Origin of the sequence: Vibrio sp. Vb1127 (assembly GCF_033338735.1) — a bacterium.
Classification (GTDB): domain Bacteria; phylum Pseudomonadota; class Gammaproteobacteria; order Enterobacterales; family Vibrionaceae; genus Vibrio; species Vibrio alginolyticus.
The window spans coordinates 236,123-254,311 of the sequence record NZ_JAWOTF010000007.1; the positions used below are offsets into that span (position 1 = coordinate 236,123).

15 protein-coding genes and 1 tRNA gene are annotated in these 18,189 nt (G+C 42.9%); 10 read left to right on the forward strand and 6 right to left on the reverse strand.

Annotated features, from left to right (window positions below):
* Positions 1-174 precede the first annotated feature (174 nt).
* From R7H07_RS12435 to R7H07_RS12460, 6 genes are all read left to right on the forward strand, one after another.
* A complete protein-coding gene (locus R7H07_RS12435) occupies positions 175-654 on the forward strand; it encodes an Hcp family type VI secretion system effector (protein WP_005375967.1) in 480 nt (159 codons plus the stop codon).
* Positions 655-703: 49 nt separating this feature from the next.
* Positions 704-2,539, forward strand: a complete 1,836-nt coding sequence (gene tssI / locus R7H07_RS12440) for a type VI secretion system tip protein TssI/VgrG (protein ID WP_005375968.1) — start codon at positions 704-706, stop codon at positions 2,537-2,539.
* An 11-nt stretch (positions 2,540-2,550) separates the two neighbouring features.
* The gene (locus R7H07_RS12445; protein WP_005375969.1) at positions 2,551-2,841 is read left to right on the forward strand and encodes a PAAR domain-containing protein; all 291 of its coding nucleotides are present in this window, start codon (positions 2,551-2,553) and stop codon (positions 2,839-2,841) included.
* Positions 2,842-3,681 (forward strand): NAD/NADP transhydrogenase subunit beta, encoded by an 840-nt coding sequence (locus R7H07_RS12450; protein ID WP_206958883.1) that lies wholly within the window; start codon positions 2,842-2,844, stop codon positions 3,679-3,681.
* A 358-nt stretch (positions 3,682-4,039) separates the two neighbouring features.
* The gene (locus R7H07_RS12455; protein ID WP_017820209.1) at positions 4,040-5,173 is read left to right on the forward strand and encodes an exonuclease SbcCD subunit D; all 1,134 of its coding nucleotides are present in this window, start codon (positions 4,040-4,042) and stop codon (positions 5,171-5,173) included.
* A 9-nt stretch (positions 5,174-5,182) separates the two neighbouring features.
* Positions 5,183-8,239 carry an AAA family ATPase gene (locus tag R7H07_RS12460; RefSeq protein WP_115386666.1) on the forward strand — a complete coding sequence of 1,019 codons (3,057 nt, stop codon included), beginning with the start codon at positions 5,183-5,185 and terminating at the stop codon, positions 8,237-8,239.
* Between the two features lie 59 nt (positions 8,240-8,298).
* Here the strand turns inward: R7H07_RS12460 and R7H07_RS12465 are convergent, their stop codons facing one another.
* Complete coding sequence (locus tag R7H07_RS12465) at positions 8,299-8,679, reverse strand: cystatin domain-containing protein (protein ID WP_005387498.1); 381 nt, start codon at positions 8,677-8,679, stop codon at positions 8,299-8,301.
* Between the two features lie 304 nt (positions 8,680-8,983).
* Between R7H07_RS12465 and R7H07_RS12470 the strand changes: the two genes are divergently transcribed.
* Complete coding sequence (locus R7H07_RS12470) at positions 8,984-9,517, forward strand: lipocalin family protein (RefSeq protein ID WP_017820207.1); 534 nt, start codon at positions 8,984-8,986, stop codon at positions 9,515-9,517.
* Between the two features lie 206 nt (positions 9,518-9,723).
* On the opposite strand, the gene R7H07_RS12475 is transcribed toward R7H07_RS12470, so the two are convergent.
* The 5 genes from R7H07_RS12475 to R7H07_RS12495 form a co-directional block, all read right to left on the reverse strand.
* Positions 9,724-10,719 (reverse strand): succinylglutamate desuccinylase/aspartoacylase family protein, encoded by a 996-nt coding sequence (locus R7H07_RS12475; RefSeq protein ID WP_042520988.1) that lies wholly within the window; start codon positions 10,717-10,719, stop codon positions 9,724-9,726.
* 110 nt (positions 10,720-10,829) lie between these two features.
* The gene (gene yfcC / locus R7H07_RS12480) at positions 10,830-12,362 is read right to left on the reverse strand and encodes a putative basic amino acid antiporter YfcC (protein ID WP_080996212.1); all 1,533 of its coding nucleotides are present in this window, start codon (positions 12,360-12,362) and stop codon (positions 10,830-10,832) included.
* Between the two features lie 212 nt (positions 12,363-12,574).
* On the reverse strand, positions 12,575-12,895 hold the full coding sequence (locus tag R7H07_RS12485; RefSeq protein ID WP_017633643.1) for a c-type cytochrome: 321 nt from the start codon (positions 12,893-12,895) through the stop codon (positions 12,575-12,577).
* A gap of 78 nt (positions 12,896-12,973) precedes the next feature.
* Positions 12,974-13,978, reverse strand: coding sequence for a low-specificity L-threonine aldolase (ltaE, locus tag R7H07_RS12490; RefSeq protein ID WP_042520986.1), 1,005 nt, complete (start codon positions 13,976-13,978; stop codon positions 12,974-12,976).
* Positions 13,979-14,000: 22 nt separating this feature from the next.
* Positions 14,001-14,516, reverse strand: coding sequence for an NUDIX hydrolase (locus R7H07_RS12495; protein ID WP_005375979.1), 516 nt, complete (start codon positions 14,514-14,516; stop codon positions 14,001-14,003).
* Positions 14,517-14,785: 269 nt separating this feature from the next.
* Here R7H07_RS12495 and R7H07_RS12500 point away from each other — a divergent pair, with 269 nt between their 5' ends.
* The 3 genes from R7H07_RS12500 to R7H07_RS12510 all read left to right on the forward strand — a co-directional run bounded on the left by R7H07_RS12500 (position 14,786) and on the right by R7H07_RS12510 (position 18,189).
* Positions 14,786-16,447 (forward strand): ATPase RavA domain-containing protein, encoded by a 1,662-nt coding sequence (locus R7H07_RS12500; RefSeq protein WP_005375980.1) that lies wholly within the window; start codon positions 14,786-14,788, stop codon positions 16,445-16,447.
* 9 nt (positions 16,448-16,456) lie between these two features.
* Positions 16,457-17,911, forward strand: coding sequence for an ATPase RavA stimulator ViaA (gene viaA / locus R7H07_RS12505; RefSeq protein ID WP_206958881.1), 1,455 nt, complete (start codon positions 16,457-16,459; stop codon positions 17,909-17,911).
* Positions 17,912-18,115: 204 nt separating this feature from the next.
* Positions 18,116-18,189, forward strand: a tRNA-Cys gene (locus R7H07_RS12510).

Genomic DNA, 18,189 nt, shown 5'->3' on the forward strand with positions numbered 1-18,189 from the left:
GTTCATATTAACTATTATTTTTTATAAAAAACGCTTAAATTAAATCTTATTTAAAGATATAACAGGGCGTATTTAAAATGAAGTTTTTGATACATTAATCACTAATTATCACCAAACGTCAGATAATTAAATTACTACGATATATGTCAATTAATAATGCTATAGGAGATTAGCATGCAGTCTAATACGTATCTTAAATACGCAGATATTAAGGGTGAGGCAACAGCCGAGCAATACAAAGATTTGATTACACTACTATCTGTAGATTGGAGTGTAGGTCGTGAGATCTCATCATACACTGGTACAGCGATGGACCGTGAAGCGAGCGCTACTCGTCTATATGATTTGACTATCACTAAACTTCAAGACCGTTCTTCTCCTGACTTATTTAAAGAAGCGACGATTGGTAAAGGTAAACCAGCGGTTTTCCATATTACTAAGCAGGGTGAGAAGGTTGAAGAGATCATGAAGATCGAACTGACTGATGCGATGATTTCTAACTACTCAGTTTCTATCCAAGACGATCGTCCAGTTGAAACTATCACAATTTCTTACACAGAAATGATGATGACAGTGACTCCTACTGACGATAAGAACAACACTTCTGCTCCATTGGTATACGGCTACAGCGGTGTTAAAGGTCAACAAATGTAATTTTCATGCGGGGGAGTATTCCTCCGCATTTTTTTGAAAGAAGTATTTAATGAAAAGAGCAACTCAAGATAACAATTTCATCCGAATTTCTTCGCCATTCGGTAAAGATGCCATCATACTAAACTCGTTTGAGTATAGAGAAGAGATCTCAGAACTTTTTTCATTGCGTGCTAAAGCTTACTTTAATGATCAACGAAGTGAGTTAAACGAAATTATTGGTAAGGAAGTTACCATTACCCTTGAAAATAATGAGGATGTTTCTTCAAATCCTCGTTATATGCATGGTTATGTTTCTGCTGCAAGATTAGAAGGGAAAAGGGTTTCTAATACACATAAAGGCGAAAATTATAAAAACATAGAATTATTAATAGAGCCTAAATTACGTTTCGCTGAATATCGAAAAAATTGCAGAATATTTCAGCATAAAGATATAAAGGAAATTATCTCTGAAGTACTATCGGAGCATAGTGTTGCCTTTAGTTTTGAGTTAACCAAGTCCTATCCTAAATACACATACAAAGTACAATATGAAGAATCAGATCTTGAATTTGTTCGACGTCTGTTATCGGAGGAGGGGCTATCATTTTGTTTTACACATACTAAGTCTGCCCATACGCTCAATATTTTTGATGACATCAGTTTTTATAAGCCGGGTACTGAGTTTTTAGTCGATTTTGATACAGGTACGGCGAAATCTAGCCACATTTCTTCTTGGCATGAAACGCAAATTCTGACTACTAAAGCGAGTCAAAAGTCAGGCTATAACATGCTCAAGCCTTCTTCGAATCCTAAAAATACTGCAAAGGGTGAAAGTGATTTTTTTACAGTACCTGGAAGCGAGTATTTTGAATACATGGGTGAAATGGAGAGCAATGATCAATACGCACTGAGAAACACGCATGCAATAGAAGCACTACAGCAAAATGCATATTTGTGTCGTGGCGAGGCTACGTGCAGAACATTCAGTGTGGGCAAGTGCTTCAAGTTTAAAAAGCATGAAGATAAATCTCGAGTCGGCAAAGAATATGTACTGTCTTCTGTTTTTTTGTCTGCTGCTGTTTATAACCAGACTGGTCAAGGTGGGACCGGTGCGCAAGGTGTCAAAGTCTCGTTTAGTTGTGTTGACTCAAAGACAATCCTGCGTCCTTCAGTTAACTACCCGAAACCTCAGATGAAAGGTTTGCAAACCGCAGTAGTTACGGGGAACAAAGATGGTGAAATTTACATAGACAAACATGGCCGTATCAAAGTTCAGTTTCACTGGGACCGTGTTGGTAAATACGATGTAAATAGTTCATGTTGGATTCGTGTTGCGCAAAATATTGCAGGTAACGGATGGGGGTCGGTGTTTCACCCTAGAGTCGGACAAGAGGTCATCGTCGAGTTTGTTAACGGAGACCCTGATCAACCAATCGTTACGGGGTCACTATATAACGGTAGTCAACTCCCTCCTTACGCTTTACCAGAGCAAAGTTCTCAGAGTGGTTATAAATCACGCTCTGTACAAAAAGGTACATCCAATTTTAATGAGTTGCGCTTCGATGATAAGCCTGGTGAAGAGCACATTTATCTTCATGCTGAAAAACTGTTCCAAATGCTAGTTGAAGACTGTGTTGATATCGCCGTTGAAAACAGTAAAACCGAAAAAGTGACCAATGATGTTAATCAAGAGGTTGGTCAGAACGCGAGCTTGAAAGTAGGTAAAAACTTTTCGAATGAAACGGGTGAAGTACTGTCTTTTAATGCAGGAAAGAGCGTCGAGATCAAAGTAGGTGGTGCTTCTATTCAGATGTCTAGCTCTGGAGAAATCAATATCAAAGGTAATAAAATATCCATTAACGGCTCAGCTATTGCTCTTAAAGCTGGGCAAATTTCATTGAACTAAGGTGATTTAAAGTGGGTAAACCAGCCGCAATTTTGGGCAGCTTTCATCTTTGCCCTAAAAAAACAGGAAAGATACCGCATGTCGGTGGTCCCGTCGTTGTTGGTTCACCAAACGTAACGATTGGCGGGATACCTGCGGCAAGACAAGGCGACAAGCTTATTTGTATCGGTCCTCCGGATAGTATCTCTGCAGGTTCTTCTAGCGTAACAATCAACGGTAAACCAGCCGCGAGAGTCGGCGATTCAACGTCTCATGGTGGCAAAATTCTATCTGGTATGCCTACGGTTTTAATCGGAGGCTAGATGCCACTCGCATTTCAAACGCATCTTCTATCCTTTAATGGCCGTTCACACACCGTTCGCGAGATAGCTGATGATTCTTTTAGATTGTCCGAGGAAATCCGACCCCCTGACTTTGCTCAATCAATAGATGAGCATATATTAAGCCTCGTGCGCTCTGAGCGCGAGAGTCTTGAGCAAGCTGATATCAAGGGGAATCTCTGTGTTCTTTTACCATCTTCGGTGGACAAAAGTTTGCTTAAAGCATTGATAAGCGAGCTTTCTATTTTCGTTGGCCAAACTGCCAATACTGAAATTTACTTTTATCCTTATGGCCAAGCTGCATTTTTGATGGCACTAAATCGGATAAATCGTGAAGTTAATGAAACGCAAGCGACTTGGATACTGGCTATAGAGGTTACGAGCGATGTAGAAGGGCATGTCAAACCTCAAAGCTCTATCATTTTAACCAAGTGTTTTTTTCGACATTCAGGTCTTGTGCCTGATGTTGTTCGAATTGATTTAGATGCCAAACAACAACGCATCGCCGTGGACAAGGTGTTTAAGCAATTAGGAGTAAGTTGTGAACATCCACTCAGTCAATTGTATTTATCCGTTAATGAGGAAGAGCCGCAATGGTTAAACTCAATGCAATTCTTGTCTCCGTGGGTGACCGATCAAACTCAGTATCAATTTGTTGATATAAAACTTGGCGGATTGGGTGCATGTGGCGGAGTTTTAAAAGCGTTAGTGATTGATGAGCTTCAAAGAAGCAGCCCCTGCCCAGACTTTCACGTTTTGCAAGCCGACATCGAGCCAGATGGCTATGCGGTAGGAGTAATATACAATTGGCGTAGCGAATAGGTCTGGCTATTGCTTTTCCTTCTAGTAGCTGAGGTTTTAGTGATGCAAATGTTATGGGGGATTGACTCGAAACTGGCCCTTTAATGATGTTTGGACAATGACTAGGCGCAGCTTGCTTTTCAAAATAGCTTTGCTCACCGCGTTTTTACAGTGTTCTTCTCGCTTTCTGATTAAATAGCCAGCCATAGAACACAAACCACATGAAAAGCTGTTCGACTCAAGATATCCTTACCGATATAAAATAACTTGAGTTTTGGCTTGTTCGAGATCCCACCCGTGACGCATTCCTTTTTATAAACGGTACATGGACTCTGACAGAAGCAAGCCTACTCATAGAATTGGCGGAAAGTGAATTCGAATGAAGTTTATCCACACCTCAGATTGGCATCTTGGTCGACAATTCCACAACGTATCACTACTCGAAGATCAACAAGCAGTACTCGAACAACTGATTAACTATATTGAACGCAACCCCGTCGATGCAGTTGTAGTGGCGGGAGATATCTATGACCGTTCGGTGCCACCAACGGTTGCAATAGAACTGTTAGATCGAGTCGTGAAACGCATTTGTACCGAGTTAGAAACACCAATGATATTTATATCTGGCAACCATGATGGTGCAGAAAGGCTAGGTTTCGGCTCAGAGCAAATGAAAAATGCAGGTCTCCATATTGTTAGCAACTTTGAAGATATGCTCACTCCCATCATCATAAAAACGGACTCTGCGGACGAGGTCGCGTTTTATGGTATGCCTTATAACGACCCTGAACAGGTCAGGTTTGCCTACAAAGCCTCGGTATCCACTCATGATGAGGCTCATCAATTGCTTGTTGAGCAAATTAAAGAGCGCTTTATCTCTAAGCAAAAGCGCGTGCTCGTGAGTCACTGTTTTGTTGATGGGGCTATCGAGTCAGACTCTGAACGACCATTATCTATTGGTGGTTCTGATCGCGTGAGTCATGAACACTTCTTAGATTTTGACTACGTCGCACTTGGTCATTTGCATCAGCCTCAAAAGAAAGGCGCAGAGCATATCCGTTACTCTGGCTCTCTCATGAAGTATAGCTTTGGTGAACAGAACCAGAGAAAAGGTTTCACGTTAGTTGAACTGGACAAGAAAGGATTCGTTTCTGCAAAGCATATTGATCTTACGGCTCCTCATGAAATGCGTATTGTAGAGGGCGAGCTGGATAAAGTTATTGAGCAAGGGAAAACAGACCCCAAGAATGAAGATTATTTGTTAGTTCGTTTGATGGATAAACATGCGATTTTAAACCCAATGGAAAAACTTCGTTCAGTGTATCCAAACGTTTTACACCTTGAGAAACCTGGCATGTTAATTGGGGTAGAGCAGGAAATGGCGCAAGCAAAGTTGGCGCGAAGCGAAATTGATATGTTCCGAGATTTTTTTATTGAGGCGCAAGATAGCCAGTTGTCTAAAGAGCAAGAGCAAGCTGTTACTGACATTATTAAGCAATTATCACAGCAATAGGGACCAAAGATGAAACCAATTAAACTAACCATGCAAGCCTTTGGTCCGTTTGCAAAAACTGAAATCATTCATTTTGAGAAGCTTGGCAGTAACCCTCTATTTTTGATTAATGGTCCTACAGGTTCCGGTAAAACGTCGATCTTAGATGCCATTTGCTTCGCCCTTTATGGTGAAACCACAGGTAATGAGCGACAAGGTATTCAGATGCGGTGTGACTTATCCGCGCAAGACTTACCAACCGAAGTAGTTCTCGAATTTTCGTTACACGGCAAACAATACCGAGTTGTTCGATCCCCTGAGCAGGAAGCGCCCAAGGCCCGTGGTGAAGGGATGACGATTAAAAAGCACACTGCGGCTCTTTATGAACTCGGTGAGACTGAAACGCTTATCACCAGCAAGACGACTCAGGTTAAAACTGAAGTTAGCAATATTATTGGCTTGAATGAAACTCAATTTCGTCAAGTTATGGTGTTGCCTCAAGGAAAATTCCGAGAACTGTTGCTTGCTAGCTCTAAAGAGCGTGAAGAAATTTTTGGCCAGCTCTTTCAAACTGACATATATAAAAAAATTGAGTACGCGCTCAAAGATAAAGCGAGTGCAATTAGTAAAGCGAAAGGCGAATTTGATAATCAAATTCGAGGTGCTTTACAAGTTGCAGAAGCGAGTTCTGAACAAGAACTATTACAACAACTGGAACAAGTAACTAAGCAATTAGAGTCTGATAAAAAGAATGAGCAAGCAGCGTTAGATAAGCTCAATACTGCTAAATCTGAATTGCAAAAAGCGGAAACCTTGAATGGAGAGTTTTCGAAACGAGAGCAAGCAGAAAGCGCACTCAAGCTGCATCTAGAACACGCAGATTCGATAAAAGCTCGTCAACAGCAATTAGAAAACGCTAAAAATGCCAATAAGATAGAGTTGCCCTACATCTCATTACAAAATGCAAAAGCTCAAACGCAAGAGCTTAGGCAAAAAATCGTAGCTTTGGAAGAGAGTCTCGAAAAAGCTAATGTCGTTGCGAGAGAACAAGAAAACTTGCAGCAAAGTGCAAAAGAGGCAGCGGCAAAGGTCCCGCAGTTAACGCAACTGCAGTATCAGCTTGAAAGTATGAAAAACAAGTTGGTCGAGAAAGACAATTTGGAAAGTAAAATAACGGCGGGTTATCAACAAAAACAACAATTTGAAGCAACGTTAAAACAGTACATAGAACTAAAAGATAAGTTAACGTTACAGGCCCAGCAGGGACAGAAGGAGCTAGAGAAAGCACGAGTTGATGTTGCGCTTATTGGCAGCATCGATGCGGAAATAAAACAAAAACAACGGCTGTTACAGGATCTACAAAAGCTGCATGATCTTACTTTAGAGCTCTCTAAACTCAATGCGCTAACTGTAGGCAAGCAGCAGTCACTACACGAAGCCAGTCAGCGCTATATGCAGCGTCAACAAGCCGCTGATACGATAGAGCTTAAGTGGCACAACGCTCAAGCGGCAGTATTAGCGCAGCGACTAAAAGCAGGTGAAGCATGCCCGGTGTGTGGTAGCGAAACGCATCCTAACCCCGCAACGTTTGTTGAAGAAGCCGTTACAAAAGAGCAAGTTCAGGCGGCTAGAGCTAAAGAGCGAGAAGCTCAAACCTTGTTGAACCAACTAAGCAATCAGCTAGAACAACATAACGTTGTCATTAGTCAGTATCAGAATCAGTGTAACCAGTTGAAAGAGGAGTTGGGTGAGTATGCTACATCTGAGATCTCGACGGTTCAAAATGATTTGCAAGCGATCAATGCTCAACTCCTACGTCTACAAGCTATTGATATTGAAAAGCTAGAAAAGAACGTTGAACAGCTTAATCAACGCTGCGTCGTGGGTGAAAATAAAATTCATGAGCTGCAGAATAAAATGGCGGCAAATGAATCAACCGTTAAAGCGAACCAAGAACAATTGGCTCAATTACAAGCTTCTATTGACCCAAAATACAGTTCCGCTGACTTGCTTGAACGTGAAATTTTGCTGACAAAAGAGCAAATTCTGAGTTTGAACACAGGCTTAGAAAAGGCGCAAACCGCTTTACAGCAAGCGATATTGGAGAAATCAAATGCGGAAAGTCACTTAGCGACGAACAAGCAGTGGTTATCTGAGTCAGAGCAAAAACTTAGCCAAGCAGAATTAGCGTGGAATGAGGCACTACAGGCGAGTAAATTTGAGGATGAAAGCCATTATCTAAGTAGTCGAGTGGGAGATGATGAACTTCAAGCCTGGCAGCAAGAAATAGACAGCTTCAAACAGGCACAAACCAAGCTTGAGCAAACACTACATGATTTAAATCATGCATTGAAAGATCTTGAAAGGCCTAATTTAGAGTCGTTTAACGATAGGTTAACCACTCTGCAGGCGCAATATATTGAAGTAAGGAATCAACTTGATACCACACGCTCAATATTTGAACGTCTTGAAAAGGTTCGTAAAGATATTGCCGTGTTGCATGAGAAAAATAGTAAGTTAGAAGAAGAATACAAAGTCTTTGGTACGTTGTACGACGTTGCTAGCGGTAAAACAGGCAGCAGGGTTAGCCTACATCGCTTTGTTCTTGGTGTACTGTTGGATGATGTGCTGATTCAGGCCTCTCAACGCTTAAGCCTTATGAGTAAAGGGCGCTATATTCTTGCTCGAAAAACAGAGGGCTTCAAAGGCGCTGCGGGTCGCGGCTTAGATTTAATGGTTGAAGATGGCTACACAGGAAAAACGCGTGATGTTGCGACACTTTCCGGCGGTGAATCATTTATGGCAGCGCTTGCTCTGGCACTTGGTTTGTCGGATGTTGTGCAATCCTATAGTGGCGGTATCCGTTTAGACACTTTATTTATTGATGAGGGCTTCGGTAGTTTAGACCCAGAGTCTTTAGATCTTGCTATTCAAACGCTAGTGGACCTGCAACAGACTGGGCGCATGATCGGTGTTATTTCTCACGTTTCTGAGCTGAAAGAGCAAATGGCGCAGAGGATTGATGTTGAACCATCAAGACTTGGTTCAACGGTGTCGATTAAATCTCAATGTCGCTTCGCTGTCTAATTCAGTGATTACTGTTAGATCAAAAAGCCCCTATTGTTAGGGGCTTTCTGACTAAGTCGCTACTGTTCGCAAAAGTGGCCTTCTTTTGGCGATTGGGTAATCGCATATTCGCCATCGAGGTTGCGATAAACAATCGTGTTCCAAACAGAGCCATCATCCAATTCAAACTCAATAGCATAGTTGACGCCGCTAACGATTTGCGCGTGAACATTCAGTATTTGTTTAAACGACGCTATTGTGTCCATTTTCTTTAAAACAAAGGCCATTGCCTTTTGTGCATCAGGGGTCGCGTTAAACTCATTCCACCCACCTGGCATGTTTCCTTGTGCATTACATACATCTGCCGAGGTCGTTAATTGTGTCGTTTCGCTCGGTTTTTCCTGCTGACAACCTGCAAGTAACACCAAAAGTGCACAAACTGACACTGTTTTTAATTTCATAACAATAACCTCTGTCTATAACGCAACGTATTATAGGAGGGTGATATGCCTACGAATGTCTATGTTGTGCAAAGTTTCTATATGCATAGGGTTAAATGCTGACAAAATGTACAAGCATGGTCAGCTTGTAAGTCAAAAATAGAGCAATCTTGTTATCGATTTGCTGAGATGACGAGGTTTCGGTGTTCAGCGCGCTATTGATGAAGAATTGTGATGTGTACCTATGAAGGTGATGGTGCGGCTTAGTGATCGATTTGTTATCTTCTAGAGTAAAATCAATCACTAATTAAAATTTAGGTGTTGTATGAAATCGATAAAAATATTTTTACTTTTGTCACTTGCAACTTTATTTGGTTGTACCTCAAAGCCGGATGGGGTGGAACCCGTCAATAATTTCGATTTAGAGCCATATCTAGGTAAGTGGTACGAAATTGCACGCCTAGACCATTCATTTGAGCGAGGCTTATCCAACGTTACCGCTGAGTATCAGGTTCGCGAGGATGGTGGGGTTAAGGTGATAAACCGTGGATATTCCGAAGAAGAGCGACAGTGGTCAGAAGCTGAAGGCAAAGCTTATTTTGTTGAAGATAAAACGGTTGGACACTTAAAGGTTTCCTTTTTTGGGCCAATATACTCTTCTTACATTGTTTTTGAGCTAGGTGAAAACTATGACTATGCGTTTGTTTCCGGTTACAACCACGACTATTTGTGGCTATTGTCTAGAACGCCTAACGTTGATGAGAAAGTAGTGGAGCGCTTTAAGTACGTTGCTAAAGAGAAAGGTTTCGCTATCGACGAGCTCATTTTTGTTGAACAAGAGAAACAACGGCAGCTTTAAGTTCATCAGCGTGGCTGAAAAAGCGGACAGAGGGGAAGCTTCCTAATTAAAGCTCAGTTTGTCATTTCGCTTAACAGCAATTTGTTACGGCGTAACTTAATGTGGTCAAAATGGATATAGCCCCATCATTTGTGATTACTCGTGATGGGGCTTATATAAATTTGAGTGAGCGTCGAAAGGTTGCTCTATCAACAAACGGTTATGGTTTACTTAATCAAACGAACGATCAGGGAACCTGGTGCTCGAATAGATTCAACATTGTGGCTAAGTACTGTGCCGCTTGTTGGGGCGGTGTAGCGTTTAATCTCAGCGCCAAAGCTGTCGTATTGAATCGCAAGAAGTTGACCTTGCTCGACAAAATCCATCAAACTGACATGAGGCAGTACAAAGCCGCCGTGTGTCGCTTTCACACTGATGATTTCGTTTCCTTCCAAGCATGACGTAATAGGGTCCATATCACCTTCAACAATGTTATGCTTTTTCAGCACATTAAAAATGCCTGTTACAGTTCGACTGATAAGTTCTTGCTCGGTGTATCGCCCCATACCTACTTCAACAGTAATGCTTGGGACACCATGGTTATTCCAGACCGTTTCAAGGACGCCAGCATCTCCAGGATCATTTAAAATCGCATCAGGATTAATGAGGCGAGCCATTTCTAATGATTGCTCGATTCGGAAATCTGCAAACACGTAAAGTGGATAGGCAGCACCACTGGTTTGAGTGTGAACGTCAATGGCTAAATCAGCATTTGGCTTGAGCAAATCATTCCACAATGCATATAAGTAACGTTGGGCCTCATTGCCGTTTTGGTCACCAGGAAAAAAGCGGTTTAAGTTTGCAGGAGACGCATCAGGGTCTGCGGAATAGAAATCGCGGCTGTGGTTTAGCATACCAGGCATGTTAATGGTTGGAACAATAGTGACAGTACCAGCGACTTCAGTGCCGATGAGCTCTCGAGCAGTTTTCTGCGCTGCTAACACACCATTGTACTCATCACCATGAACCCCTGCGGTAATCATGATCTTCTTGCCAGGTTTTTCACCTTTGAACACTAGCACAGGTAGGTGTTGCCACTGAGAGAGAGCATTCGTTGCGATGCGAAACCAAAACTTATGCTCGCCCGAATTTAGGTCTGCTACATTGAGAGATTGAATCACTTGATGACCTTGAATCACGTCATCGAGAAATTGTGTTGCCATTAAAGTTACCACTCCAAAACCATAAGCTAATCTAAAACCTTAGCGTCGTCATACCATGAATATTAATAAGGCGAGAACATGTCTCGCCTTAATTACCAATTGGCTTCGTTTTACGCAAAACCCATAATATGAGCTGCGATAACGACGATACTTGATAGGGTAAAGAGTAATAGAATAAATCGCCAGCAGAATTTTGCCCAGTCACCCCAGTCGATACGGCAGACACCAAGCGTTGCCATGAGAGATGCCGAAGTAGGGACGATAACGTTAGTAAAGCCATCGCCAAGTTGGAATGACAAAACTGCCACTTGGCGCGTAACTCCTGCAATGTCTGCCAGAGGGGCCAGTAGAGGCATCGTTAGTGCCGCTTGTCCAGAGCCCGAAGTGACGAAGAAGTTGAAGATAGATTGGAATACATACATTAACCATGCCGCAGCCACGTCAGGAAGCCCGCTAATCACGCCGCCAGCACTGTTTAGAATTGAGTTCAGTACACTCGCTTCATCAGTTGTACCACCACCAAGGATCAACAATACACCTTTTGCACAACCCACTAACAGGGCAGGTGCAAGCATAATAGCTGCACCTTCTTTAAATGCATCAGCTGCGCAGTTTAGCGTCATACCGTTCAGGCGAAAAATCGTACCGATGATCGCGACAACAAAGCCCATAGTGAAAAATTGAGACGCGATTTCTGGGATGTACCATGCGTTAGCGACTACGCCCCAAACGACCCACACCGTGGTCGCAATAACTGTAAAGATAACGAGTGTGTCACCTAGGTTCCAACGAGAATCTTGATTGCCAAGCTCTTGCTGACGGAAATACTGGTCTGTGCGATGGCTGTAAGAAAGTTTAGGATTTGACTTCACGCGAGCGGCGTAGATCATGGTGAAGGCGATACCGATTAACGTAAAGCCAGCCCATAACCCCATGCGCACTGTCATGCCGGATAAAACAGGTACTCCCGCAATGCCTTGCGCAATAGCGACGGAGAAAGGGTTCATCCAAGAAGTAGCAAAGCCAATTTGAGTCGCAACATAGGTAACCATTACCGTAGTGATACCATCATAACCAAGGCGAACCATAAGCGGCGCGATAATAATCGCAAACGCTACGGCTTCTTCACCCATACCAAATACCGCACCGCCTAGCGAGAACAGCAAAAATAGCACTGGAATGAATAGCGCTTCGTTACCTTTGGTCTTATCGATAAGGCGCAGGATACCGTTATCGATTGTGCCTGTGCGCATTACAACGCCGAAAGCACCGCCGATAACCAACATGAACATAATCACGCCGATTGCGCTGCCCCATTTAGAGCCAGAAACTAGCCCTTCGAAAGGGAAGTTCATCAGACCAATGCCACCACCAGAAGCAAACAGGCCAACCTTGTTGTAAACCAGTTCACCGTTTTCGTCGGTTGCATAAGAGAAAGAAGAAGGATCGATAACTGTGCGAGTTTTTTCTGCACCGTCTACCATGTAGGTCACCTGTTGGCTATCAAAATGACCAGCAGGAATTAAGTAGGTAAGAATCGCAGCAAGAATACCAACAATGAAGATCAAAATGAGGGTATCTGGCATCTGCCACGACTTAGGGGTAGCAACCGAGTCTGCTGGTTGCGCATGTGTGTGAGACATAACTTACTTCACGTCAAATTCAATAAAGCATGAAATATCGATAAAATAGAATAAAAAGTCAATATTAATGCTTATGTTGAACTATAAATTCATCAAATATTTGAAGTGAAGTTAATTTGATTGTTTTGTGGTCGAATGTTGGGTTAATGTTTCAATATGCGTTGAGTTTGGATGATTCACGAGCTTTCATAGTACATCTACAGGTGATCTAATCACTTGATTTCTGTCTGTTCTGCATAAAAAGCAGCGACATCACGAAGGTCTTCATCATTTAACATTTTTAACTGTGCTGCCATCATTTCTGCAAGTGGCCCTTTACGCTCACCGGCTTGATAAGATTTCATTGCATTGTAAAGGTACTGAGCATTTTGACCAGCAAGGCTTGGATAGGTGTTGTTCGTTGCGATGCCTGTAACACCGTGACAATAGACACAGCTAGGTGATTTGATTTTACCTTTATCAGCATCACCAAACGGCTCGGCATGGATAGCGGAAGAGAAAATAAAAGAGATTAGAAGTACAAATCTGAGCATGGAGGTTATCTATTCGCTAAAAATCATGCCGATACAATAAAGCTTCCCCTTAGGGGAAGCTCAATGATCAAAATCAAATTAAAGTAGAGATTTTATACTTGATAAGAAAGTGTCGATGTCTTTCGCTGAAATATCTTTATGAGTTACAAAACGAATTGGATTTCCAGGGGTTATCGTGATGTTTTGTTCCTTTAGTTTCGCAGCGATACTTACTATGTCCACTTGAGGAGCAAGCTTCGCGAACACGATGTTCGTTTGAACAAATTCAGGGTTGACTGAAAAACCAGGCAGTTCTGCTAAACCTTCCGCTAAGGTTTTTGCGTTGATGTGATCTTGTTTTAGCTGTTCCACTTGTTCGGTAAGGGCAAGTTTGCCTGCTGCGGCAAGAATACCCGCTTGACGCATACCACCGCCGACCATCTTTCTTAAGCGACGTGCTTTTGCGATGTAGTCTTTGCTACCAAGCAGTAGCGAGCCAACAGGGGCAGCCAGACCTTTCGACAGACAGATCGTCATTGAATCAAAGTACTGACCGATCTCTTTTACCGGAACATCAAGTGCAACGGCTGCGTTAAAAACGCGAGCGCCATCTAGATGCATCTGCAAGTTATGTTTATTCACGAAGTCACGTGCTTCTGCTAAGTAAGACAGAGGTAGTACTTTACCATTAATTGTGTTTTCTAAGCTGAGAAGCTTAGTGCGAGCAAAGTGACAATCATCTGGTTTAATCGCAGCAGCCAGTTTATCAAATGGTAGCGTGCCATCTGGGTTATTTTCGACTGGTTGAGGTTGAATTGATCCCAAAACCGCCGCGCCACCAGCTTCGTATTTGTAGTTATGTGCTTGTTGCCCACATAGATATTCATCTCCCCGCTCGCAATGCGCCATTAAACCGAGCAGATTGGCTTGAGTGCCTGAAGTGGTAAACAAAGCTGCTTCGAAACCAGCAAGCTGCGCAGCAAATTTTTCAAGCTCATTGACCGTAGGGTCATCACCATAAACATCATCCCCAACGGGGGCCTTAAACATGGCTTCTCGCATGGCTTGGGTGGGCTGTGTAACGGTATCTGATCGAAAATCCATGAATGTCTCCTTGGTCAAAGTCCTAAATATATCCGCAAAGGCGCGCTTTGCTTAAGCAAGCGATCGTTTTGGCATCGGTGATCGTGCCATCGACAATCTTTTCTTCGAGTTGCTTGATTGACAAGGTGACGACCTCAATCACTTCGTCTTCATCGCACTCGTAACGGTTTGTTTTGTTGAGCTTTTCGGCAACAAATAGATACTGTATCTCATCACAAAATCCGGCAAGAGGGGTGACTTGGCCGAGAGACGTGAATTTCTCTGCACTAAACCCAGTTTCTTCCTCTAACTCTCTTTTGGCGCAGCAGAGTGGCTCTTCGTTGCCTTCTCTGGTACCAGCAGGAAGTTCCAATAGCCATTTATTAAGTGAAGGCCGAAATTGGTGGACAAGGACAATGTGACCCTCCGCTGTAATAGGGAGAATCACCGCAGCACCCGGATGATGGATTGTGGTGTGCGTAATTGCCTGTCCTGTAGGAAGCACAACGTCTTCTTCAATCAGAGAAATTTGCTTCCATTTATGAATTATCTTGCTCATGCAGTTATAAACCCTAGCTGTTACCGCATTTTTGACGTTTTTCGACATTAACCACAAATGGTGGGAAACAAAAGCAAAAAATACTGCAACACGACGAAAGCGTTTGCACTTTAAGTGAGCAATGTCTCATAAATGGAAACTTTGATTGCTTCGTCAAGAAGGGGAAAAGCATCTGCTATAAGGGGAATTCGACAAAATACATTTGTAACAAAGTTATAACAAGTGTATAAAAATGTTAACGCAATACCACTTCAGCAGCCGGAGAACGTATGACACAAACCTTATTTACCTCAAATGCCGAAAAAGCGCTTCTCTCAGAACGCATCAATAAATTGGCGAAAGCGTTAACGGATGGCGTTTATGAGCGTGAACATACGATCAAGCTCTGCCTTCTTGCTGCACTTGCTGGTGAAAGTGTTTTTCTTTTAGGTCCCCCTGGTATTGCAAAAAGCTTAATTGCCAAACGACTCATCCAAGCGTTCGATAACAGCAGTTACTTCGAATACCTGATGACGCGCTTCTCAACCCCTGAAGAGGTGTTTGGGCCACTGAGTATCCAAGAGCTAAAAGACAACGGCCGTTATGTTCGCTTAACTAAAGGGTATTTGCCAACTGCACAAGTCGTATTTTTGGATGAAATCTGGAAGGCGGGCCCTGCAATTCTTAATACATTGCTGACAGTGGTTAATGAGAAAACATTCAAAAATGGCAGCGATATCGAGCGTGTGCCAATGCGCTTGTTGGTATCGGCTTCCAATGAATTACCCGATGAAGATAGTGGATTGGATGCGCTCTACGACCGCATGTTGGTGCGTGTGTTTGTGAATCGAATTCAGAATAAACAAAACTTTAAGTCGATGTTGACTGTGGGCACATCGCAAGAGGCACAAGTACCAGAAGGCCTAGCGATAACTGATGAAGAATATCATCAATGGCAACAACAGCTCGACAAATTGACGTTAACCGACAATGCATTCGAAAAGCTTTTCCAGCTTAAAACGATGTTAGAAAGCAAAGTTGAAGCTCAGTTTGGTGATGTGGCCAATACCGATATGTATGTCTCTGACCGCCGCTGGAAGAAAGCCGTGAAGTTGTTAAAAGCGAGCGCGTTTTTTAATGGTCGCGATGAAATAAATCCGCTTGACCTTTTACTGCTGCAAGATTGTTTATGGAACAGTCCTGAATCGCGAGATGTGGTACGTGAAGTGGTTCAAGAGTTCGCCTTAAAACATGCATTTGATCAACAAGACGCGGAGCAGGAAATCGAGTACTGCCGTGAGTCTTTGGTTGATGTCCAACATGAACTAGAAGATGCCTACCGCATGACGTTAACGTCTGAAGCGGCCACGGGTATTTTGCGTAAAGAAACCATGCGCTTTGATACCTCTAAAGCCAAGATGTACAAAGTTGGCGCAGCCGTTAACTTAGTTAAATTGGTTGTCTTGCAAAGCAACATGTCGGTTTCAGAATCAGAAAAAGGTGATAGCCGCTGGGTTTATGTACCCAAAGATGAGTTAGATCGAGTCATTAAAGAGGGAAGCGGTGATGTGTATGGTTACGTCAATCAAAACACCAACATGTGCCGTTTACGATTTGATGTTGACGCGGCGAATAACCTAGTTATCCGTGATATCGCGAACCGAGGCATTTTGGTTAGCCTAGTGACTCAAGAGGGCTTGGATGTAGAGCTTTACCAAAAGTGGTTAACGCAGAGCGAAAAAGCCGTAAATCAGCTTAGTGAGGCAGAACACCATATGCGCAAGGTGAAAGCGAACTTTCATGATGCGCTTCCGCATAGCTTTGTTGATCCTGAACTACCCCGCCTTATGGAGTCGAGTCTACAACAGGTCAGTCAGAGACTTGAATCAATCCAAGCAGAAAGTGAAAAAGTTATCCAACGCTTTAAAAACTTAAATCAGTTTTTCTCATAAGGAGACGACATGCTAGGTGCAGACGGACTTAACCTCGCGCTGATGGTGGCCGACTCCGGCATCATCGATAGCGCAGTTAATGATTTGATGGCTCGTTCACAAGTCATGATGATGGCAGAAAACCGAGGTGTTAAATCTTCGGTCAAAGGTCACTTGTTAAAGTGGCGAGGCAGCGTCAAAAAACGGATCACCAAGGTATGTGAGACAGAGCGTTTCCAACAAGAGCTGTCTTTATATCAAGAGGTTATTCATTGGGATGAAGAGGCGTTTTTTGAAAACATCGAAGATGTGATTAAAAAGCTGGAATGGCACTCTGCGTTTTACATGCAAGCTCGCCGAATGATGGAAAAGAACAAAGGGATGAATAACCCTATGTTCCCTCATTACTTTTGTGATCAATGGTACAAAAGCCTCACCGATGCTATAAAACAAGCGCAAGTAAGCGAGCTTGAAGCCAATAAAGAAAAGGTGCTGAATGACCTGTATCAACGTATGGAAACCATGCGTAATATGGATAAAGTCACGGAGTCGGGTGACGCTGAAAGTGTAGGGCGCCTGTGGGATATGGCATCTGCCAAGTTGAGTAAAATAGACTTAACGGTGATGAAACGCCATGCTGAGTTTCTGAAGAAGCACCAAGGCTTGCAAGAAATTGCGGAGCAACTCGGTCGTATGGCGGGGCAAGTAAATGATCCTGAACTAAATCGTGCGCCCACTGAAGAACTTCAATTGGTCGAAGAGAAAAGTGATGAGGCGACGGATGATATTGTCGGTATTCACGAAAGCGATGATCTAAATAAGCTACTTCCCAACGAAACGATGTTTTTGGCGTATCCTGAACTTGAAGTTGTGTTCTATAAACACTTAGTTGATAAACGGCTCATGAACTATCGTACACAAGGCAAATCGCGCACGTTACGTAAAGTTAAAGCTCACCGACCTGACCATAAAGCGGTAGATATCGAAAAAGGCCCCTTCATTGTTTGTGTGGACGCGTCCGGTTCCATGAGTGGCTTTCCTGAGCAATGCGCCAAAGCCATGGCTTATGCTCTGATGCAAATCGCACTAGCGGAGCAACGTGATTGCTATGTCATTATTTTTTCTACGGAACACATTACCTACGAACTAACCAAACAAGATGGTCTGCGCGAGGCGGCGGACTTTCTAACTTATAGCTTCCATGGTGGTACAGACTTAGAGCCAACTTTGATTAAATCTATCGACTTGATGAGCGGTGATAAATATAAAAACGCAGACATGGTAGTCATTTCCGACTTTATCGCGCCAAAACAACAAGACGAGTTACTGGCCAAAGTGGATGCGCTCAAAGCGAAGAAAAACCGTTTTCACGCGATTAGCTTATCGAAATACGGAAATCCTGCATTAATGTCGATGTTTGATCACACTTGGTCTTATCACCCTAATGTTGTGGGAAGATTGCTAAAAAGGGTCAGCAACTATTAAACGCCTTAATGTTTCATGGGACAAAACGAACTGAAAGCGAGATTTATATTGCTTCGTTTTAAGCCAATAAGATCGAACTTTGGTCGAATTGACTTAAAAGAAATCAAACGAACAGAAAATGAAATGTTTTTGTTTGACTATCTTCTCTCAATCCGTAAAGTAGCCACCAACGCAACGGGGTAGAGCCCTGAAGCGTAATAAAAAGGCGCCTTGGCAGAGTGGCTATGCAGCGGATTGCAAATCCGTGGACCTCGGTTCGACTCCGGGAGGCGCCTCCA